The sequence below is a fragment of the Armatimonadota bacterium genome (assembly GCA_022563855.1).
Taxonomy (GTDB): domain Bacteria; phylum Armatimonadota; class Fimbriimonadia; order Fimbriimonadales; family Fimbriimonadaceae; genus JADFMN01.
Genome location: JADFMN010000002.1, coordinates 240,525 through 259,626, shown reverse-complemented (window position 1 = coordinate 259,626; position 19,102 = coordinate 240,525). Strand labels below are relative to the sequence as shown.

The 19,102-nt window shown below is 57.7% G+C and carries 22 protein-coding genes; 16 read left to right on the top strand and 6 right to left on the bottom strand.

From position 1 onward, the window contains the following. Positions 1-10 precede the first annotated feature (10 nt). Positions 11-511 (top strand): hypothetical protein, encoded by a 501-nt coding sequence (locus IH944_03625; GenBank protein MCH7903639.1) that lies wholly within the window; start codon positions 11-13, stop codon positions 509-511. A 389-nt stretch (positions 512-900) separates the two neighbouring features. On the opposite strand, the gene IH944_03620 is transcribed toward IH944_03625, so the two are convergent. Then, entirely contained in the window at positions 901-1,680 is a 780-nt protein-coding gene (locus IH944_03620) for a hypothetical protein (GenBank protein MCH7903638.1), read from the bottom strand. An 87-nt stretch (positions 1,681-1,767) separates the two neighbouring features. Between IH944_03620 and IH944_03615 the strand changes: the two genes are divergently transcribed. Both IH944_03615 and IH944_03610 read left to right on the top strand, forming a co-directional pair. Next, positions 1,768-2,802: a hypothetical protein gene (locus IH944_03615; GenBank protein MCH7903637.1), complete on the top strand. Its 1,035-nt coding sequence runs from the start codon at positions 1,768-1,770 to the stop codon at positions 2,800-2,802. 191 nt (positions 2,803-2,993) lie between these two features. Then, positions 2,994-3,221, top strand: a complete 228-nt coding sequence (locus IH944_03610; protein MCH7903636.1) for a hypothetical protein — start codon at positions 2,994-2,996, stop codon at positions 3,219-3,221. Between the two features lie 213 nt (positions 3,222-3,434). Here the strand turns inward: IH944_03610 and IH944_03605 are convergent, their stop codons facing one another. Together IH944_03605 and IH944_03600 are read right to left on the bottom strand one after the other, a co-directional pair. Beyond that, the gene (locus IH944_03605) at positions 3,435-4,463 is read right to left on the bottom strand and encodes a hypothetical protein (protein ID MCH7903635.1); all 1,029 of its coding nucleotides are present in this window, start codon (positions 4,461-4,463) and stop codon (positions 3,435-3,437) included. A gap of 453 nt (positions 4,464-4,916) precedes the next feature. Beyond that, positions 4,917-5,555 carry a hypothetical protein gene (locus IH944_03600; GenBank protein ID MCH7903634.1) on the bottom strand — a complete coding sequence of 213 codons (639 nt, stop codon included), beginning with the start codon at positions 5,553-5,555 and terminating at the stop codon, positions 4,917-4,919. Between the two features lie 136 nt (positions 5,556-5,691). Here IH944_03600 and IH944_03595 point away from each other — a divergent pair, with 136 nt between their 5' ends. Both IH944_03595 and eno read left to right on the top strand, forming a co-directional pair. Next, on the top strand, positions 5,692-6,258 hold the full coding sequence (locus tag IH944_03595; protein MCH7903633.1) for a DoxX family membrane protein: 567 nt from the start codon (positions 5,692-5,694) through the stop codon (positions 6,256-6,258). A 63-nt stretch (positions 6,259-6,321) separates the two neighbouring features. Further along, positions 6,322-7,614 carry a phosphopyruvate hydratase gene (eno, locus tag IH944_03590; GenBank protein ID MCH7903632.1) on the top strand — a complete coding sequence of 431 codons (1,293 nt, stop codon included), beginning with the start codon at positions 6,322-6,324 and terminating at the stop codon, positions 7,612-7,614. Here eno and IH944_03585 read toward each other — a convergent pair. Further along, the gene (locus tag IH944_03585) at positions 7,611-8,084 is read right to left on the bottom strand and encodes a DinB family protein (protein ID MCH7903631.1); all 474 of its coding nucleotides are present in this window, start codon (positions 8,082-8,084) and stop codon (positions 7,611-7,613) included. The genes eno and IH944_03585 overlap by 4 nt on opposite strands. A gap of 138 nt (positions 8,085-8,222) precedes the next feature. Here IH944_03585 and IH944_03580 point away from each other — a divergent pair, with 138 nt between their 5' ends. The 5 genes from IH944_03580 (at position 8,223) to msrB (ending at position 11,826) form a co-directional block, all read left to right on the top strand. Beyond that, positions 8,223-8,825, top strand: a complete 603-nt coding sequence (locus IH944_03580) for a superoxide dismutase (GenBank protein MCH7903630.1) — start codon at positions 8,223-8,225, stop codon at positions 8,823-8,825. Positions 8,826-8,935: 110 nt separating this feature from the next. Then, entirely contained in the window at positions 8,936-9,436 is a 501-nt protein-coding gene (locus IH944_03575; GenBank protein ID MCH7903629.1) for an RNA polymerase sigma factor, read from the top strand. Further along, on the top strand, positions 9,433-9,729 hold the full coding sequence (locus IH944_03570; protein ID MCH7903628.1) for a hypothetical protein: 297 nt from the start codon (positions 9,433-9,435) through the stop codon (positions 9,727-9,729). Before IH944_03575 ends, IH944_03570 begins: the two co-directional genes overlap by 4 nt. Then, on the top strand, positions 9,708-11,378 hold the full coding sequence (locus IH944_03565; GenBank protein MCH7903627.1) for a hypothetical protein: 1,671 nt from the start codon (positions 9,708-9,710) through the stop codon (positions 11,376-11,378). The genes IH944_03570 and IH944_03565 overlap by 22 nt, the downstream gene beginning before the upstream one ends. A gap of 46 nt (positions 11,379-11,424) precedes the next feature. Beyond that, the gene (gene msrB / locus IH944_03560; GenBank protein MCH7903626.1) at positions 11,425-11,826 is read left to right on the top strand and encodes a peptide-methionine (R)-S-oxide reductase MsrB; all 402 of its coding nucleotides are present in this window, start codon (positions 11,425-11,427) and stop codon (positions 11,824-11,826) included. A gap of 150 nt (positions 11,827-11,976) precedes the next feature. Here msrB and IH944_03555 read toward each other — a convergent pair whose 3' ends face one another. Both IH944_03555 and IH944_03550 read right to left on the bottom strand, forming a co-directional pair. After that, positions 11,977-12,966 carry a glycosyltransferase family 4 protein gene (locus IH944_03555; GenBank protein MCH7903625.1) on the bottom strand — a complete coding sequence of 330 codons (990 nt, stop codon included), beginning with the start codon at positions 12,964-12,966 and terminating at the stop codon, positions 11,977-11,979. Positions 12,967-12,969: 3 nt separating this feature from the next. Beyond that, a complete protein-coding gene (locus IH944_03550; protein MCH7903624.1) occupies positions 12,970-13,917 on the bottom strand; it encodes a MoxR family ATPase in 948 nt (315 codons plus the stop codon). 100 nt (positions 13,918-14,017) lie between these two features. Between IH944_03550 and IH944_03545 the strand changes: the two genes are divergently transcribed. The 6 genes from IH944_03545 to IH944_03520 are packed head-to-tail and all read left to right on the top strand — an operon-like array spanning position 14,018 to position 19,047. Beyond that, on the top strand, positions 14,018-15,199 hold the full coding sequence (locus IH944_03545; protein ID MCH7903623.1) for a hypothetical protein: 1,182 nt from the start codon (positions 14,018-14,020) through the stop codon (positions 15,197-15,199). Next, positions 15,196-15,900, top strand: coding sequence for a hypothetical protein (locus IH944_03540; protein ID MCH7903622.1), 705 nt, complete (start codon positions 15,196-15,198; stop codon positions 15,898-15,900). The genes IH944_03545 and IH944_03540 overlap by 4 nt, the downstream gene beginning before the upstream one ends. Before the next feature lie 9 nt (positions 15,901-15,909). Next, the gene (locus IH944_03535) at positions 15,910-16,668 is read left to right on the top strand and encodes a hypothetical protein (protein ID MCH7903621.1); all 759 of its coding nucleotides are present in this window, start codon (positions 15,910-15,912) and stop codon (positions 16,666-16,668) included. After that, positions 16,668-17,288 (top strand): hypothetical protein, encoded by a 621-nt coding sequence (locus tag IH944_03530; GenBank protein ID MCH7903620.1) that lies wholly within the window; start codon positions 16,668-16,670, stop codon positions 17,286-17,288. Before IH944_03535 ends, IH944_03530 begins: the two co-directional genes overlap by 1 nt. An 11-nt stretch (positions 17,289-17,299) precedes the next feature. Beyond that, on the top strand, positions 17,300-17,944 hold the full coding sequence (locus tag IH944_03525) for a hypothetical protein (protein MCH7903619.1): 645 nt from the start codon (positions 17,300-17,302) through the stop codon (positions 17,942-17,944). After that, a complete protein-coding gene (locus IH944_03520; GenBank protein MCH7903618.1) occupies positions 17,941-19,047 on the top strand; it encodes a rod shape-determining protein RodA in 1,107 nt (368 codons plus the stop codon). The genes IH944_03525 and IH944_03520 overlap by 4 nt, the downstream gene beginning before the upstream one ends. The last annotated feature ends 55 nt before the right edge of the window (positions 19,048-19,102 follow it).

Below are 19,102 nucleotides of genomic sequence, written 5' to 3'. Positions count from 1 at the left end.
TACTATCGACATGAAGCAGCACTGGGGAATCATACTAACGCTTGTAGTAGCGGCAATATCAGCCCTGTGGTTAGTCAGTTCATTTGACTACGATCCAAGCAACCCCGGGCCCCATGTCGCAGTGTTCGGCATTGTATGGGCCGTCGTGACGTACGTCTTGAGTGCAGCGAAAGAGAGAAAAGCACGGCTCATTGAGCAAAGAAAGAAGGACTACGGCGCGTTTCTTTGCCTTCTGACAAAGAAACCTGAACTGCGGTCGCCTGAAGAGGAAGACACCCTACGGAAGTATAGAATCCAACTACTGCTAACTGGCTCTGTAGAAGTCGTCAAGGCAGTAAACAGCCTGATGAGAGCTAGTCAAGAGGGGCCGTACAAGACAGAAATGCTCTCACTCGTAAAGCAAATGCGCAACGAGTGCGGCATAACGGAAAAAATCGCCGATGGCGAAGCTTATTTTTGTATCACGAAACTAGAGCTGCCAGGGGATCCCCGCGCGCAAAGTGGAGCTTAAAGGGTGCGTGCACCTAGCCCGTTCCTTTCCATGCACGAAATGCGCTGGTGCTTTATCGAGAACAACTGTGGGCCTACTGTAAACCACGTTTCCGGCGGAGGGGACGGTGAGGGGCGCGGGGGTGCGGAGCCGGGGTTCGAGGTTGCGAACGGGCTGTTCGGGAGTGGCTTTGGGCCTCCAAGACTGGAGGTCGGCCCTTCCGAAGGAGTGGAACGCCCCATTTTAGGTTTAAAATCACGGGAATGGAGCGACTGGACCGGGAAATGGGTGAGCTGGTCAGAAGTCTGGTTCAGCTAGACCCAGGAACCGCTGGGCCAGTCCGAGGGATGAACGGTCCAGCCCCAGGAGAAACGCGACCAGGCAGACGGCCATAGAAATCCGGCTCACAGCTATCCGCCCGTTCTCGGGTCAGGCATTTCTTCGAACGAGTTGACGTCGAGCCAGCGGTCGTCCTCGTTCTCCGGAAACTCAAACCGGCTGACCAACTCCTCGCTAGAAGACTCGCCCAAGAACCTAAGGGTAGAAATTATCACTTCCCCGTCTCCCATGTCTTGCTCCAGCCTTAGCTCGGTCAAGGTTCTGCGGTCGAAATCCTCTCCGTCGAACTTTGCGCTGATCCGCAGACGCTTGTCGCCTTCACTTATCATGATCTCACGCTCCGACTCGTATGTCATCGCCAAGGCAGGCCACCTGACGAGGAATCCTAGATCAAATCCGCCGAGCATACGCATCCAAAACCCCTCTGCATCAACAACGTTTCCAAAGAACGTGTGACCCTTGGAGTACCGTTCGCCAAAGTACATGTCTCTCATAGAGAGGTCTGGAGCCTCCTCTCCTTCTTCTGTCACGATCATCAACATGGTGTCGTAACCCGAGCCGTCCGCAAGATTCCAGCCCATAAGATCGAACTTGTCTTCTCCAAAACCGATTTCAAGGACGCCAAGATCCCCGGCACTGATCACCGAGAGCACAGCCTTATCTCCGTTCGCTTCAAACGCAAACTCCCTGACCGTCACGGAGACGGTCGGCTCGACATTCGGTGTAGCGACTGACTCAGTCTGCTCGCTTTCGCAGGCCGTTCCTGTAACGACGAGAACCAGCAACACGATTGCCACAACCATGTGAACACTTCGATCCCCCGTACCCAAGAAACATGTTCTTCGAATCATCGTCTTCCCTCCTCCTTCATTATCCCTCAGATCTGCGAATGTTGGTGCCTCGGCAACTTACGAACAGCCGTATGCGTAGCAACCAGAGTGGCAAGACGGGTCTGGGTCGCAGTCATCGCGTCGCTCGCTGCGTTCGCCGTTGGGCATCCGGGCGACGGGGTCGTGGTCGACAAGAACGGCGACGTCTACTTCGTCGCGATGGATCCGATCGAAGGGCCAGGGCATTACGCCGCCGTATTCAAGGTAACCGGACGACACGAAGAAAAACTCGTCTACAAGTCGCAGTACCAAAGCAGCAACCTGCACCTGACTCTCGGGCTGGACGGGCACCTGTATATCGCAGAGCGCAACTACCTGGGGCTGCGCGACGGGGAGGACGCTTTCCTCACCCGCATCCACCGACTGGCCCGAGACGGCACGACGACCCTGATGCACGGCGAAAGGAGCGGGCGCAGACCTTACGGCGGAGGCGCCTATCTTGTAGACCTCGATGGAACAATCGTCTTCGCGGACGGCAAAGACCTCAAGCGGCTCTCAGTAAACGGAAAGGAAACGACCCTGACCGCGATCGCGGGCGACAAGAGAATCGACAAGCTCGCGTGGGGGCCAGATGGAGAAGTCTACGTGCTGGCCAGCACGAGCGTCTTCGTGTACGAGACCGACGGATCGACCCGTGAACTGACCAGTGGGCTGCGCGACTTCCCTTTCAAACAGGAAGTGATGAAGGGGAGCACGATCAAGTTCGACATGGCTGTCGCACAGGACGGTCGCGTGTTCATCGCCGACTGGAACCACCGCCGCGTGCTCGAAGTTTCACCCAACGGCGTCATCACGACACACCTGAAGTCGGAGTTTCCGTGGGCGCCGGAGGGCCTCGCCTATCGGGACGGCGTCCTCACCGTGTTCGAAAGCACGGGCATTAGTGACAGAGGGATACTTCCCCGCATCCGCACGGTCGACGCGGATGGCCAGTTCTCGACGATCTATGAGTTCGAGCTGGATGCTCCAACGAAGGACAGATCGTCGGGCAGAGTCACAACGTCGATCTTCGTCGTCGTGTTCGGCATCGTGGTCGCCGCAGCATACAAAGTCTCGACAATGCGACGACGCGGATCTCACTGAGACCGGCTCTTCCAAGCCCTGGGGAGAACGGCCGGACAGGGCCTAGGTGAGCTGGACCCGGGAACGGGTGAGCTAGTCCGGGGTCTGGTTCCGCTAGACTCAGGAACCGCTGGGCCAGCCCAAGGGATGAACGGTCCAGCCCCAGGAGAAACCCGTCCCAGCGACAAGGGTATGGTCGTCCTACTATGGCTATGAAACGCATCACAGTGATCAGCATCCTTGCGGCCAGCGTGCTATTCCTGCTCGGCCTCGTCCTTGGCCAGTTCCTGAATCCCTCTCCGGCGCAGGCGAGCGAAGGCGAATTCGTCGGCATCTCTTGCGGCTCTACTACGACTGGAATCATTTACAGATGTTATGGCATTCGTACCGACGGCACCACAAAGATGGTAATAGGGAGTAACACTTCGATTCCTCGGTAGAAAGAAGGATAAGGACGCTGCCGAGACCACACAAAGTCGCGGCAACTCTCGGTAAGCCGTGTCCGTACGACCTAAGGTCGAACGACGGATCTGGCTCGTACTCAGCGCCTCGCTCGCAGTGCTCGCCGTAGTTGCTGGCAAGGACAACTTCTCTCTAACGTCCACAGAACGATAGAGCTCGCCTGCCGTGACGAACAGCCTGCGAACCACTGGTCAGGCACGACGCCTTGTCAGCCTGTGTAGCAAACGATTTGCGCCCCTAGCACACGTCTTCAGATACCGAAGCAATTTCGATGATATGGATTCCTCAATCCCATATGACCGAGCAAAGTTCTTCGCAGTAAGCTTCAAAGTAGAATCCACTTCTCTGAATGATCGAAATACTTTCAGAAAGCCTGCTTTCTTTTCGGCAGGCAAATGCCACATAACTAAGTCGCATTCACTTCCATCAATATTGTAATAAGCGGATCTATCCGTCCATATCCTTTTGACGTACTTGTTTGCCGTATACGGCTGATAGCCGAGAGTATGATAAACATAACTTAAAAGATGGGCTTCCTCGTTGAATTTTGCACGGCCTTCACGATGTCTCTCTAAAGACGTCAAATAAGCTTTGCGCCCCATGTCCGCAATTATAGATATCTCGCTACCACGACAACATATAAGCTCTCCCCCAGAGTATACAAAGTCGTCGACTGGAAATCCACTGTTCATTTCTTTAGATATCTCCAGCAATTCCACACGAGTCAAGCCATTTATATCATGATTCCGGCTGTAGTCGATAGAATACAGCAACGCCTTGTGAGACTCTATATCATTCATTAACTCATTACTTATGGCTTCATTGAAAATAATATCGCTGTCTAGAATGAATATATTATCACTGCCACCAACTTCTTCCTTTAGTTGGTCTAGCACGTCAAGTACGATAAATTGTGTGTTCCAAGCATGATAATAGTCGGACGGTGATTTGGTAATACTTTGAAGTTTGATCACCTCAATGTTATACTGGCTACTCAGTTTATCTAAACTTATTCCATCTATTGTTCTCGGCGGACTCTTGTTGACGAAGAGAATATGGCGCGCGTTTGGATTGAGCCTCGCACTGCTTTCAAATAGCAGGAAAACACATCTCCAATAATAGTCTTGGGTTCTTTGAGTTCCGGATTCTTTGCCGACTTGGGCGTGAAGAATGCTTTCGTTGATAGGTGAACAGTACATCCAAGTAACAATAACATTCATGTGTGTTTGCCTTCTTCGACTCTTTTGAAAAGCCTGATTGTCGTCAAAGTCGCAACCTGCAGTTACAGGGCCTTCGTTGACTTGATCGTACCTTTTCCGAAGGCACCTGTCAAGGCTGTTTCGATTGGCATGGAGCAGGGCAAATAGGCCAATTACATCAGGCCTAGCGATCTCCTGCTCATGTTCGACACGTCCTAGTGCTCTAGATAACAGTTTCGTTTTGATCCGGGCATCGAGAAACCTAGTGGGCTGGAGAATTGAATCGCTCCCCTCCGCGCCACTGTTGTTCTGATGCCCGCGGTTCACAACATTGCGCCGACCACAGTTCAAGGCACCCAAGCAACCCGTCCCTGTTCGCCAGAGACCACGATCAAGAAGAATTTCCGTGGCCGGGGGAGGGATTTAGATGCCTCGGCGGTACGGAGCAGAGCGACAAGATCGAGGCAATAAAGGCTACTCCTCAGACGCCGTCGGCCCTCCGATCCTCAGCTCCCACTGGTAGTAGAAGTACACCGCTGCGGCGATCGCGATCACGGCGAGCGACTTCAGCAGAGTGCTCGCCACCATCTCGCCGAGAAACGCCTGTTGGACGATGGAGATCAATCGCGTCAGCATCACGACGAACGCCACAAACAGCGTCAGGTAGGTCATCAACCGCCGCGCCCCGGACGCCCGCCGCGCCGCGTCGGTCGCATAGGCGCGCAGGTGCGAGCGCGCCAGGCCCAGATAGATCGGCAGCGCGACGATCGCCATCGCGACGTACCAGAAAAGCTCTTCGCGCCCGACGGTCCATTCGTTTCCCTCCGGGCTGGGCACGAGGTACTCGATCAGAGCGATCGCCAAGCCCCCCAGCGCGATCGCGCTCATGTACATAGCGACGAACGTGGCCAGATACAGGAACGCCTCTTTCGCGGTCCCGAACTGCTTCGCCCGTGGCACCGGCACAGCAAAAGACACGTCGGAGTACTGTTGCAGGGCGGCATCGACCTCGTCGCCGGTCCAGCCCGCCGCATCGAGCGCCCTCCTGATCTCATCCCGACTGCACCCCTCCTTGAGACTCTCGTGGACAAATGACGTCAGTTCGCTCATCATAGACACTCCCGGATTCTCTCCGTGGATCAACCGATATGATACGACATATCCTCAGCCCCTCATAGTTTCAGACGAAAGAACAGTTAGAACCTTTACTAAGCTCTATCTTGACGTATTCTTACACTATTGTTGCCAAATGCAAGGAGCGTACGCGGCACTCCGGCCGCACCCTTGTCGCGTTGTCAAGAGAATCTCGAATCGACTGGGGGCTCTGCTCGTCATCGAAGTACAGGACACTATGACGACGAACGAGACGCAGAGCAACGCTGCAGGCTGGGCCTGGGCGACCTTCACGGTTCGCTGGGTGGTGGGCCTCATCTTCTTCATGGCCGGCTGGTGGAAGTGCTTTGACCTCGGCCCGATCACCCATGCGCAGCGCATGTTCGTCGAGAGCTTCGCCGACACCTGGATTCCGACCTGGCTGCTCTGGCCGATCGGGACTTCGATCCCGGTCGTCGAGCTTGTCGCCGGCGCCGCGATCTGCCTCGGATTCCGCAAGCGCGAAGCGTCCGTCCTGCTCGGGCTGGTCCTCATCGTGGTCACCTACGGCCATCTGCTCCATGAGCCGCTCTTCAACGTCACCGGCCACATCTTCCCGCGGCTCGTGCTGCTCGTGTTCGCCTGGGTCGTCCCGCCACACCTCGACGTGATCTCGGTCGACCACTGGCTTGAGAAGAGGAGGCTCAGCAAACAGACAGCCTGACCCTCGGTCGCTTTCCCGGGTCTTCCTTGTTTCCCGACAGCCGCCCCTGATATGCTGGCAGCGATGCCCAACATCATCGACGTCGCCGCCCGTGAGATCCTCGACAGCCGTGGAAACCCGACCATCGAGGTAGACGTCGCTCTCGACGATGGCTCGTTCGGACGCGCGTCGGTGCCTAGCGGCGCTAGCACTGGCCAGTTCGAGGCGGTCGAACTTCGCGACGGCGACAAGGCGCGGTACGCCGGAAAAGGCGTGCTGAACGCCGTCGAGCACGTCAACGAGAAGATCGGCCCGGCGCTGCTCGACTTCGAGGCGCTCGACCAAGAGGAGCTGGACGGTTTCCTGATCGAAATGGACGGCACGCCGAACAAGGCGAACCTCGGCGCGAACGCGATCCTCGGCGTCTCGCTGGCGGTAGCAAAGGCTGCTGCGCAGTCGTCGGGACTTCCCCTCTACCGATACGTCGGCGGCACGAGCGCGTTCACCCTGCCGGTGCCGATGATGAACGTGCTGAACGGCGGCCAGCACGCCGACTCCAACGTCGATTTCCAGGAGTTCATGATCCTGCCGGTGGGAGCAAACAGCTTCAGCGAGGCCTTGCGCATGGGAACCGAGGTGTTCCACGTTCTGAAGTCCGTACTGAAGAAGAAGGGCCTCGGCACGAGCGTCGGCGACGAGGGCGGTTTCGCGCCGAACCTCGACTCGCAGGACCACGCGTTCGACTATCTGATCGAGGCGATCCAACAGGCTGGCTACGAGCCGGGGAAAGACCTCTGGCTCGCCATCGACCCTGCGGCGTCCGAGTTCTACGAAGACGGTCATTACGTCTACAAGAACGGTGACAAGAAGACCGGCGCGCAGCAGGTCGAGTACCTGGCGCAGCTCAGCGAGAAGTACCCGATCATCAGCATCGAGGACGGTTGCGACGAGGAGGACTGGGACGCCTGGAAGGCGCTCACCGACGCCATCGGCGACCGGGTGCAGATCGTCGGCGACGACCTGTTCGTCACCAACGTCGAGCGATTGACGCGCGGAATCGAGAGCGGTACGGCCAACTCGATCCTCATCAAGGTGAATCAGATCGGCACGCTGACAGAGACGCTAGCCGCCGTAGACCTCGCGACTAGAAACGGCTACACGAGCGTCATGTCGCACCGATCCGGCGAGACCGAGGACACGACCATCGCGCATCTCGCCGTCGCGACGAACTGCGGACAGATCAAGACCGGCGCGCCCAATCGCACCGACCGCGTCGCGAAGTACAACGAACTGTTGCGAATAGAAGAGTTGCTCGGACCGAGCGCGGAGTACGCCGGGCCAAGAGCGTTCGGAAAGATCGCCAGCCGGTTCGCTTAGCTGATCGTCGCGACCTCGTTGGCGAAGTAGCAAGAAAGCTGTTCAAGGTGGTACATGTCGTGCGCGAGGATATCCACCATGTACCCGTGAATCGTTATCTCGCCGCGCACTGGATGGATAAACGTCTTTTCCCAATCCGCGTCATCGAGCCGAGCCAAGTACTCCATCGTCGTCTGGCGCCGAGACTCAAAAACCTCCGCTTCGTGAAAGACGTCTTTGTCGCCGTAGTGGTGGACCACAGCCCGCTCACCTGGGTCCTCATCTGGCACGTCGCGCCCTGGCCGCATGTTCGCCACGCGGACGCGATCGAGCACGACCTGCTCCCAGTCGGCGATGTGCGCGACGACCTCGCGAGGAGTGAAGCGATCCGATTCCGGTCTGTCATCGAGCCTTTCAGTAGGGAAAACGCGTAAGAACCGTTCAACAATCTTAGGGCTCGAACAGAGGGCCGAAATCAGATGTTCCCGCATGTACTTAGATTACTACGGAAATCGCTGAAATCGGAAGAGCGATTCCAAAACTTCTTCAAAAACCTGAATCAGCACTTTTCTGGACGGCTTGCCCAGGTCTAGCGCCAATCACCCCTGCCGACCGGATATGCTTGCCGCATGGAACCAAAACTCGTAGCTGTGCCCGACGCCCTCCCGGAGAAGGTGTACAACACGGAATCGGCTGGTATCAGTCGAGCGACCCACGACGCGCACCTCGGCTTGTGGAAGGGGTACGCGAACAAGACGAACGAGATCAGGACGCTGCTGGCCAAAGCGGGCGCCGGCGAGGGAGCGAACCAGATTTACAGCAACATGCGCGCCCTGAAGGTGAACTACGCGTTCGCGTACGGCGGGTACATCAACCACAAGGTCTACTTCAACACCATCGGGGGCTCTGGCGGCCCAGCGACGGGCGACGTCGCAACGCTGATCAACGAGGCGTACGGGTCGTTCGAGAACTGGGTCGAGGACTTGAAGGCCACCGGAATGGCGGCCCGAGGCTGGGCGTTCCTTGCCTATGACCATGAGGAGCAGAAGGTCCACAACTACATCGGCGACTCGCAGGACACCTTCCCGACCTGGAACCACACGCTCCTGCTGGGCTTGGACGTCTACGAGCACGCGTACTACCTCGACTTCCAAACCGCGCGACCGAAATACATCGAGGCGTTCCTCCAGGTCGTAGATTGGGACGCCGTGAACGCCAGGGTTCCCAAATAGAGGCAGGTCGCAAGCAAGACGGAAGTCGCCCACTTTGATACGAGGGCGACTTTTTTCCTGCCTCAATGAAGAATTCCCGCCGCTGCCGTGTCCTATCATCAGAGGCAGGCATGGAGGAGCAGGTTATCCGAGGCTGTGGCAGCAAGGCGGATACAGATTCGCAAGCGGTGCGGGCGATCGAGCTGTACCGCGACCGGGTGTACCGCCTCGCGCTGGCCATAGTCAGCGACCCGGAGCTCGCTGAGGACGTCGCCCAAGATACTCTGGCCCGCGCCTTCCGAGACCGCCGGCAGCTCCGTGACCGCTCAGCGGTCGAAGCGTGGCTCCGCCGGATCACAGTACGCCAGGCCTTGAACGCCTGCCGAACCAGGCGCTCGACCAGAGTTGATATTGAGCCGCCGGACGAAACGGACAACGCACTCAACCTCGCGGTGCGAGAGGCGCTCGCGCAACTCAAGCCGAAGCACTCCGCCGTTCTTGCTTTGGCGATGTACGAGGGCCTGACCCACCGCGAGATCTCCGACGCTCTGGACATCCCCGAGGGCACGGTCGCCTCGCGCATCCACGCGGCCAAGGCTGCCTTCAAGCAGATTTGGGAGGACGAACAGTGAGACCGCCTTCTGAAGAAGCCCTGCGCGAGTACTTCGAATCGTTGCGCGACACATCTGTTCCGGAGTCGATCGAGTTACGAATCGAAAAGCCGATCCGCGACGCGACGGTCGGCGCGGCGGCTGGAGTCCTTCTCTTGCTCTTCCTCATCGGCCTCGGCACCGAGATCGAAGTGCCCGAAAACGCAGCGCCGATCATCGGCGCGGACGCCTACGCGCAACTTCAACGCACCGAACCAGTCCGACGACCTCAGGACACGTCCCAGGGAGAGGCATGGAAAACAGGACTCGCATAAACTGGATCGCCCTGTCAGCGGGGTTCGCCCTCGCCCTCGTGCTTGCCGTTCCGCTGCTGCCGTCGACGAGGTGGATCGCCGCCGCCTCATATAGACAGATCACAAGCCAAGGTGACATCTGGAGCATCGGCCCGCACCGCGTCACGGGTGAAGACGCCGACGCGGAGCTTGCTCGCATCCTTCTCGTTCGCGACGTCAAGAAAAGGCACGACCTGCTGACCGACTTTGTCGACAGCACAGCACCCAGAGCGGACGCGTTGGCACATTGGAGCCGATTCTCCTTCTCGTTGTCTCCGCAGTACGGTCACGCAGACAGGATCAAAGATTTGGACTTCGCGGAGGTGGTCATCCCGTACGCGCAATTGGGTGCGTCCCTCGAGCCGAACAACGCCTACTGGCCGCTCGTAGAAGCAGCGAATTGGGCGCTGGCCGACGACTTAGAGGCAGTAGCAAAGGCGTTGCATCGCGCCAAGAACTGCACCACTTATAACGACTACGCGCTTGACGAAGCCGAGCTGATTATTGAGCAGTTGCGGAAAGCGGATCGCTTACTGACGAAGACGGAGGAACTTGTGGTCTATTCGTCGATCGTCCTCCCCCATTACGCGCTCTTCAAGAACGTGGCCGTATGGTTGCCCGAGGACGCGATAACCGCTAGGGGGGACATCGCCATAACATCTGTCACCATGTCAAGGAACGCGGACACGGCGATCTTGCACCTGGTCAGCCTATCAATCGTCCGCACCGCATTCCTCCCCGACTACAGGCTTGGAGAAAAGCCCAGCGAACTAGAGTGGCTCGCTGCCCGCGATCTGCTTCTGCAAGATCGTCCAGAAGACTTGACGGCGCTCACCGCCGCGAAGAACCTTGCCGCAGGAGTCGTGCCTCGGACGTTGTTCGCCGACGACCAGGGCGTCTGGAACCTAGCACTCGGCGGCCTATATGTTCGTATGTTCGTCAACGCAGTTCTCTGGCTTGCCGTCTCCACGGTTGTGGTCTTCTTGGCGCCGCTGCTCGCGCGGCTCGGCGAGTACCCTTGGGTCGCCCGATTCGCGCCGTTCGCAGGCTTCCTGATCTTGGGCTGGATCGTCGCCACAAAGCGGGTTGATGCCTCCGATTATATGCTGCTATGGGACTGGCGAATACCTGAAATCACCGTCATCGGGCTCCTGCTGGGCATCGCGGCAATATTCGAGAAATACACGAAGGTCGTACGATGGATCTGTTTCGCATTGAGCGTAATCGTCTTCGTGCTCGCCGTTCGCGTCCCAGTGCTCCTGCTGCCGCTGGCCGTTATCTGGGGAACGTTCGTATTCTCCTGGAGAAAGCCTGACAAATGGCCAATGGTAGTCGCTAGCGCTGTGGCGCCGTGTCTGCTGACTCTGCCGATTATCATCTACTACGGTGCTAGCGCCGAGCCTGGGGTTTGGGGACTGCTCGTGCTGCTGGCAATCCTCGCAGTTCCGGTCGCCTGGAACGCAAACGTCGTCGCGAGAAAGGGCCAGTGGGCGGCCATTTCGATTCTAGTCCCATGCGTGCTCCTCATAGTCTTGATTCGGATGAACTTGGTCGCCGACGCGTCTGCAGGACTCATGCTCGATCACGAATTCCGGCAGGTAGAACTGCTTCGAGAAGCTCTTGCGCCCTGATAGAAGCTGCGGCAGATGTGGCAGAATCCGCTAAGAAGCAACAGCCATGTCAGAGCAAGAGACAGTAAAGACAGACGACGAGTGGCGCGAGCAGCTCGACCCGGTGCGTTACCACGTATTGCGCGAGTCGGGCACGGAGGCGGCTTTCACCGGCGAGTACTGGAACCACACGGGCGACGGCGTCTACTCGTGCGCGGGGTGCGGGGTCAAGCTGTTCGATTCGAAGACGAAGTTCGACTCCGGCTGCGGCTGGCCAAGCTTCTACGAAAATGTCGCGGAGACGATCGAGTTCCTCGAAGACCGGAGCACCGGCAGCTTGCGGACAGAGGTGCGGTGCAAGGCGTGCGGAGGGCATTTGGGGCACGTGTTCGACGATGCCCCACAGACGCCGACCGGCAAGCGGTTCTGTATCAACTCAGCGTCGATAGAATTCGACGAACGACAGTAGTTGGGGCGAAAATTGAGGGGATAGTGGGAGGAGCATCCGTGCTCCGTCCTCCGTTACCACCGATCCGTGGTGACTGCCACTATCAGAACTGTAGACGACCGGAACGATCGATAGCAACAGACCTAGGGACTTATTTTCAACTTTTTTCCACTACTTGCCCAAAATCTGTCGATAGCGAGAGGCGTGCTTGGCAGCACAATCCTTGATGTCGAACTGCTTGGCGGCGCGCTCTTTCCCCAGTTCGCGAAGCCGGTCTAGCTGCTCCGAATCCCCCAGCAACCGCTCTATTTCCGCTGCAAGATCACTGTCTTCAGAGTACACGGCGGACTCCGACTCCTTCCCGTACATCTCCGGCAGTCCGCCAGTACCTTTCAGCAGCACCGGCACGCCCTGATGCATCGCCTCGAGCGCCGTATAGCTAAACCCGGCCCTCGTGCTCGGCACAACCACAAGGTCGGCGGCGGCCATCGCAACTTGCTGGCTGAACAGTTCGTGCGTGACCGTCGCCCGATCGCCAGCGGCCGCGACGAGGCTATCTTCGAGCGGCCCTTGACCCGAGAGGATGAGCCTGAAGTTCTTGGGGAGCGAGTGCACGGCAGCGATGAGAGATTCAAAGCCGCGCTCCTCGACGAACCGCCCGGCGGCGACAATCAGAATCTCGTCGTCGGATACGCCGTACATCCCTCGGCTTTCCTGCCTATCCAAAACTCGCGTGTTGGCGCGAATACCGGGCGGGATGACCTCGAGGTTGAGCGCGAACGCTTCTGCGAGTTTATTGCGAACGGCGTGGCTGGAGCAGAGCCCGATTCTGGCGGTGTTCAGTCGTTTGACCAGCTCGACGTGAGTCGTGCGCGGCATGTCGTACGCCGTGTAGACCCACGGTTCGCTGACGTAGAACGCCGCACTGCACGCCCAGGCCGTTCGATAGCCGAACGCGTGCACGATATCAAATCCGCGCGCTGCAGCTTTGAGTACTTTGCCGACCTCTCGATCGACGCGCCAGCCGGTCTTGTTCGGAATCCAGTCGTCGGCGTCGTCCACGACGGCCTCGACGTCTTCATCGTGCAGAGCGTCCGCGAGCAAATTTGTGTAGGTGGCGATCCCACCGAACTCCTGCCTTCGCAGGATCAAAACTCGCATCGATTACCTCGGAACGACTTGGGCATCGACGAGCTTAGTCAGAACCTGATCGACGGTCATTCCTTCCAGCTCTACCTCCGGACGAATCAGCACGCGGTGTCGCATGACCGGCAGTGCCAGCTCCTTGACGTCGTCCGGTATGACGAAATCGCGGTTCCGCATCGCCGCAAGCGCTTTTGAGCCAGCGACCAGCGCTAGTCCTGCGCGCGGGCTGGCGCCGATTAACACATCGTTGCTTGACCGCGTTGCGCTAACGATCTCGTAGATGTAGGAGAAGATCTTGTCCTCGATCCTCACGGCGTCGCATTCGCGCCGCAGCTCCTTCAGCTCTTCCACGCCGAACACCTGCTCCAGCCCCACGTCTTCGAGGGTCTGCGATCTAAATCCGGCATGGAATCTGCGCAAGAGCGTCTGCTCTTGATCTGGCAGCGGATAGTCGAGCAGCACCTTGAGCAAGAAGCGATCCTGTTGCGCCTCTGGCAGCGGGTACGTACCCTCGAAGTCGATCGGATTCTGCGTTGCGAAGACGATGAACGGAAACGGAAGGTCCATCGTATCGCCGTCGATCGTCACCCTTCGCTCTTCCATCGCTTCGAGCAGGGCGGCCTGCGTCTTGGGCGGCGTGCGGTTGATCTCGTCGGCCAGCAGCACGGAGGTGAAGATCGGCCCCTTTCGCAGCTTGAACTCGACTCGCTTTTGATCGAACACGTTGGTACCGATCACGTCGCTCGGCATTAGGTCCGGCGTGAATTGAATTCTCTTGAACTCGAGCCCCAGCACATATGCGAGGGTGCGGACAAGAAGCGTCTTTGCCAGCCCCGGCACGCCCTCCAGGAGAACATGGCCGTCGGCTAGGAAGGCGATCAGTACGTAATCGACAGCCCGCTCCTGCCCAACAACTGCCTTTCCTACCTGCTCGCGCACGCTCGCCGCCGCCGCCGCAACCTTCATCGCGCAAATCGTACCCCGACTCCGTCCGGGAACCTACGCCAGCGGTACAATGTTCATCACTTGTAGTCGCCACGTGCTGTCGTCGCAGGTTTCCCGCCCGATGAAAATCCGCCCTGCCGTCAAGGTTTCGCTAATCGTCCTCGTTAGCCTCGTAGCCATTTGGGGGGCGTGCGAGGGGGTCGTTTCGTACAAGCTTCGCGGATACACGCTGAAGAGCGTGACGCCGGGTCGGATCAACATCATCGCCATCGCTCCCGAGGCCGGGTACAAGATAATCGTGGCCAATCAGATCGCGAAGTTGGTGGAGATCGAAGGCTCAGACCTGGAAGGCGATTGGTCGGACCCAAGCTCCGAGACCTTGGCAAACGCGCCCCGGCTACCACTTATGGAACTGCTTCTGACGCTGCAAGGCGACGAGGTAGCGCTCGGCGGCCTGATCGAGCGGCTCAACGGAATCAACGAATCAGACCTGCCCACGAGAGAGGTCATTTGGACGGCGGACGACATCGAAAAGGCGCTTTCTGGCGACCAAGATTTGGAGGCCAGGCTGATTTCTAATTTGAACGTCGATCTAGATGGAATCCCGATCGGCAGCATCGACATGGACGCGATACTGGACGGGATCGTCATCGAGCTGCCGATCCAGATGGACATCCCGATTGGCGGAAAGACGCGAACGATGACCGGTGTCATCAAGGTGCCGTATCGCCCGAAGTTCTGCCGCGATTACGAAGAGAGGATTCGCTTAAAATTCGATCCCACGGACAGCTACTTGGAGGGCCAGTACAGGGAAGAGGTCGATGAGTACCTGGATTCGGAGGACCATGAAATCGTTCGGTTCTCACTCGAATCCCGCATCTCAAGCGACCGGCGAGAGTTCCTCAAGCTCAAGCCGTACCAGGTATTGCGCAACACTCAGGTCTTGGTCAACGAAAGCCATGTGCTCTCGGCAAGTTTCAAGACGTATCCTGCAGGCAGAAATACGTGGCTCAGCAATATCGCGATTGAACTGACAGACGAGGGCCGCATGCAGCTGTGGAAGTACAGCCACGACAACAAGAAGCCCGATCGGATCGACAACTTTTGGAATCTATTTAGACCCAAGCATCGACCGCCGAAGGGGTTTCAACTGCTGTTCATAGTCGAGTCCATCGCCATCGCAGCGCCGGAGATCACGTCGGACCTGTGGGAGCGCAAGATTTTGATCGAGGGGGTACCCTCGAAGGAACTGGTCGAAAACGCCGTCAATTTGCTGAACGAAGCCGTTCGAAATCGCAAATGAAAACGAAACTATACTCACTGATTCCGCTACTGACCCTTGTCTTCGCCGCGCCGCTGGCCGGCTGTGGCAAGAAAGATGGTTATGAGTCCAAACGGATCGCTAAAGTTGCCGTACTCACGATTGAAGAAGCGAACAGCCTGCCGATCATGCCGCTAGCCAAGGGCAATCAGTGGGTCTACAGCGTAACTGTCGGAAACCAGAGGATCGAAACCGAACTGATCGTGCAGGATGTTCGGCAGGACTCCGGCGCGACATTGGCGACGATCGGTGTTGCATCGACCGGCTCCCTGTCACAGACATCTGACTGGAAGCTCGATGCGAGCGGACTGTATCAGCTTACAGCCGGAGCTGAAGGCGAGCTGTTCGTGCCGCCGCAGCTGCTTGTAAAGCTCCCCATCATAATTGGCGACGAGTACGAGCAGGATTGCAATGGTCGCTGGCCAACGGGCGGATCTGGCGATTTTCAAGTGAAGAGCCGCGTCGTCGGCGTGCAAGAGGTCGATACTGGCGTCGGTCGTCTGTCCGCCATTGCAATCGAGTCGCTCACGACATGGGAGAACGAAGGGATCCAGTACGGTGCTACAGGAATGACCTGGTGGGTCCCTGGCATCGGGTTCGTCAGACAGCGACAGGAGATTGCGCTCCCGAGCGGAAACTTCGTAGCAACGTACCGACTGCAAAGTCATTCGTTAAAGAATTAGAGGTATCAGTTGAAAATCAAACTCTTTGTGCTGTGTGTGCTAGTTTCGCTGGCAGGAATTTCCTGCAACAAAAACGATGCGTCAGCAGCCACAGACGGGCAGGACAAAGGCGGCGCGGTAACAGTCGACGCACCGCTCCCAGACACTAAAGACATCGATCCCAGTCTGATAACCGAGGCCGTCGCATACCTGGGTCTGTTGAGCGATGCCGAGAAGACGTACAACGTCTGGACGCACGCTGAGGACGAGCCGGAGCCCGGTTCGGAGCGCGTTACATACCTCGGCTTGGTCGATGGAAGTCCGCGATTTGCAGTACGCAGAAAGGGCGCGCTGAAGCTCTTGGGAGACGAGGTCGTCGAGCTGCGAACTGACGGAGTTTATTACGTCTCAATGGACCTCGGTACGCTGAAAGCTCCTGCGCTACAGCTACCGAGCGCAATCGGTGTGGGTTCGACATGGAAAAGCGACATGACGATTATGCTCGAGGGCGAGGAGATAGAGTCTTCGACAATCTTGGATTGCAGAGCAACAAGATTCGAATCGACAACGGTCGAGGCTGGCACTTACACGACGTTGGTCGTTCAGGTCGATGCTGGGGAGGCTCAGCAACCTAAGGCGCGCAACTTGACGATCCACTACGCAAAAGGGGTGAGTATCGTACGGCTCGAGCTGACGGGCGTGAACAAGCAAGGTGCGCCGATCTATTTTCGCGTAGAGCTGATCGACGACGGCACCCGAAAACCACCGAAGAAGGAGCGTGAAGAGTAATGTTCGGCATCCTAGCGATCGCTCTGTTCGCGACGCAAACGAGCGCTGCGCTCGACGTGTCCGAGTACTTCCCCCTAGAGTTGGGCTCGACTTGGCGATACCTCGGAGTATCGTCAGATGTCAAGATGCACTTTACGAGCACAGTTCAAGAACCTGTTGACTTCGACGGAGTGATCGCAATTCCGATCGTGACGGTTTTCGACGTTTCGACGACTGAAAAGAACTACTATTCCGTGACGGCACGCTCCGTCGACGTCGTTAGCTTTTCCGAATACGAGAAGCTTCCGGCGCCCTACACGATCTTGCAGAGCCCCGACGTCGGTGAGAAATGGTCCGTTCGCGCGAAGACCCGCGTGTTGGGCGTGTTCGCAGATTTGAGTCTGATCGGAAAGGTGAAGCGGCTCAGGTCAAGGAGGTTTGACGGCAAGTCCGTAGACGTCCTGGAAGTAACGCTCGAGGGAACCATCGTAGAAGTGGGCGGCATACTCACAGAGATGAAACAGGTAGCGGTCTACGGCAAGGGCATCGGTCTCATGGAGATGAAGCAAACGTCCAAGACTGGATCCATGACCACGACGTTGAAGTTAACTCTGGAAGAGTATCTTCCCGGCAAGTCTTGAGTCGCAAATCTATGAATCGCTCTTTGATCTTAGGTGCAGTCGCGGTGTCGCTCAGTGTGATCGTCATCAGCCGTTGCAGCCAATCGGTCAAGACAATCGCTTCTGGCAGCGGCGCCAAATATGCGAAAGTGAGCGACCTCAATTTGGCGCAGGCGCCGTACGACGAGGCCAACATCATTATTGCGGGAATCGTGATGCCTGCGTCACTGACCGCGCGGCACGGAAAGGGCACAGTCGAATTCGTGCTTAAGTTGACCGACGAGTATGAGATTGACATCGAGTACTACCAGTACGACGATAAGTCCTTCCGATTCGCAGGAACACCAGATGAGTCGTATGAACCGGCCATCCCGCTGGCTCGATTTCCTTTCACGGTGGGCGACGCATGGAGTTGGAAGGGGGAGTCGACATTTGCTGGAAAGACGCGGGATGCGACGGCGACGGTAACGACAGGGACTGAAACGCTCAATCTCGCCGGCGGGCATTATGAGACGATCGTCATCACGATTGAACTGAGCACCGACGTCGATTCAGCGGAGCCGGCCGTGCGCAAAATGAAGTTCTGGGTCGCACCGAAGCATGGAATTGTGAGGCGCGAGTTCGATTTCGATGTTGCGAGAGAGCCAAGGCCTATCGATCAAGACGATGGGCCATGAGCCGCTCGGTCGAAGCGAGACGCCCTTTCGCACCTGGTGACACAGGCCTCAGACCTGCGGTAGACCCCTGGCTCATTATCTCTGCGGCGATCCTAGTCGTTATCGGTCTGACTGCGCTTTTCAGCATCGATGACGCTGGCTCAAGCGGCTTCTTCCCACGACAGCTGATTTTGGCAACTATCGGGTTGATCCCATTCTTCGTCTTCTGGCGGGTGAACCCGGCCGTGTGGCATAAGGCGTCGTGGATTCTGTACGCCGTGAACCTGCTGCTGCTCATGGCGGTCCTTGTAATCGGAGCGAGTTCCGGTGGTTCGCAGCGTTGGCTGGGCATCGGACCGATTCAGTTCCAACCGAGCGAACTGAGCAAGCTCCTCTTAGCCCTGACCCTTGCCAGCTTCTACGCGAACCGGTTCGAATCCGTGAAGAAACTGTGGGTCTTCGCCCTGTCGTTCCTGCACGTGCTGCCACCGATGCTGCTTGTGTTCAAACAGCCGCACCTGGGCGGCGTGATGACGCTAATCGCGATCTGGCTGATCATCAGTATCGTCGCAGGCGTTCCATGGAAGTACTTCGTCGTGCTTTTCGTCGGATCGATCACGCTTGGGCTGGTCACTTGGAACGCGCCGGGGGTACTGATGGATTACCAACGCGAGCGCGTCATCGGCTTCATCCGACCGGATCCGCAAGTCAGCGGATACCAACAGCACAGAGCGCTCATTGCAATTGCAGGCGGAAAGGTCACGGGCGAGGGGTACTTGCGCGGGGGTCAAAAAGCCGGTGGCTACATCCCTGAACAACAGACCGACTTTATACTGACCGTCATCGGAGAGGAGGGCGGTTTAATCGGCTGTCTCATCACGCTTTCCGTGTTCGGCCTGTTCTTCTACAGCGCATGGCGAGTCGCCTTTCTTGCGCCCACCTTGTTCACGCGATTGGCCGCTTCGGGGGTGCTGGGCTACCTCGTGTTCCACACGTTCGTAAACCTCGGCATGAATCTGGCGCTGATGCCGGTAGTGGGTCTGTGGCTGCCGTTCATCAGCTACGGCGGGTCTGCGCTGTGGCTTTGTATGGCTTCCCTGGGCCTTCTCGCCTCAATCAGGTAGGCAGGCCCCGCGAGACCCTGGAAACCAGCGATATTGCAACACTCGACCCTGCAAA

Bases quoted from the DNA above. Each gene is read 5' to 3' on its own strand.
- IH944_03565 (MCH7903627.1), top strand. From the start codon at position 9,708: ATGGAAAACAGGACTCGCATAAACTGGATCGCCCTGTCAGCGGGGTTC.
- IH944_03625 (MCH7903639.1), top strand. From the start codon at position 11: ATGAAGCAGCACTGGGGAATCATACTAACGCTTGTAGTAGCGGCAATA.
- IH944_03530 (MCH7903620.1), top strand. From the start codon at position 16,668: ATGTTCGGCATCCTAGCGATCGCTCTGTTCGCGACGCAAACGAGCGCT.
- IH944_03605 (MCH7903635.1), bottom strand. From the start codon at position 4,463: ATGAATGTTATTGTTACTTGGATGTACTGTTCACCTATCAACGAAAGC.
- IH944_03520 (MCH7903618.1), top strand. From the start codon at position 17,941: ATGAGCCGCTCGGTCGAAGCGAGACGCCCTTTCGCACCTGGTGACACA.
- IH944_03610 (MCH7903636.1), top strand. From the start codon at position 2,994: ATGAAACGCATCACAGTGATCAGCATCCTTGCGGCCAGCGTGCTATTC.
- IH944_03575 (MCH7903629.1), top strand. From the start codon at position 8,936: ATGGAGGAGCAGGTTATCCGAGGCTGTGGCAGCAAGGCGGATACAGAT.
- msrB (MCH7903626.1), top strand. From the start codon at position 11,425: ATGTCAGAGCAAGAGACAGTAAAGACAGACGACGAGTGGCGCGAGCAG.
- IH944_03550 (MCH7903624.1), bottom strand. From the start codon at position 13,917: ATGAAGGTTGCGGCGGCGGCGGCGAGCGTGCGCGAGCAGGTAGGAAAG.
- IH944_03525 (MCH7903619.1), top strand. From the start codon at position 17,300: ATGAATCGCTCTTTGATCTTAGGTGCAGTCGCGGTGTCGCTCAGTGTG.
- IH944_03540 (MCH7903622.1), top strand. From the start codon at position 15,196: ATGAAAACGAAACTATACTCACTGATTCCGCTACTGACCCTTGTCTTC.
- IH944_03580 (MCH7903630.1), top strand. From the start codon at position 8,223: ATGGAACCAAAACTCGTAGCTGTGCCCGACGCCCTCCCGGAGAAGGTG.
- IH944_03545 (MCH7903623.1), top strand. From the start codon at position 14,018: ATGAAAATCCGCCCTGCCGTCAAGGTTTCGCTAATCGTCCTCGTTAGC.
- eno (MCH7903632.1), top strand. From the start codon at position 6,322: ATGCCCAACATCATCGACGTCGCCGCCCGTGAGATCCTCGACAGCCGT.
- IH944_03620 (MCH7903638.1), bottom strand. From the start codon at position 1,680: ATGATTCGAAGAACATGTTTCTTGGGTACGGGGGATCGAAGTGTTCAC.
- IH944_03600 (MCH7903634.1), bottom strand. From the start codon at position 5,555: ATGATGAGCGAACTGACGTCATTTGTCCACGAGAGTCTCAAGGAGGGG.
- IH944_03585 (MCH7903631.1), bottom strand. From the start codon at position 8,084: ATGCGGGAACATCTGATTTCGGCCCTCTGTTCGAGCCCTAAGATTGTT.
- IH944_03555 (MCH7903625.1), bottom strand. From the start codon at position 12,966: ATGCGAGTTTTGATCCTGCGAAGGCAGGAGTTCGGTGGGATCGCCACC.
- IH944_03595 (MCH7903633.1), top strand. From the start codon at position 5,692: ATGCAAGGAGCGTACGCGGCACTCCGGCCGCACCCTTGTCGCGTTGTC.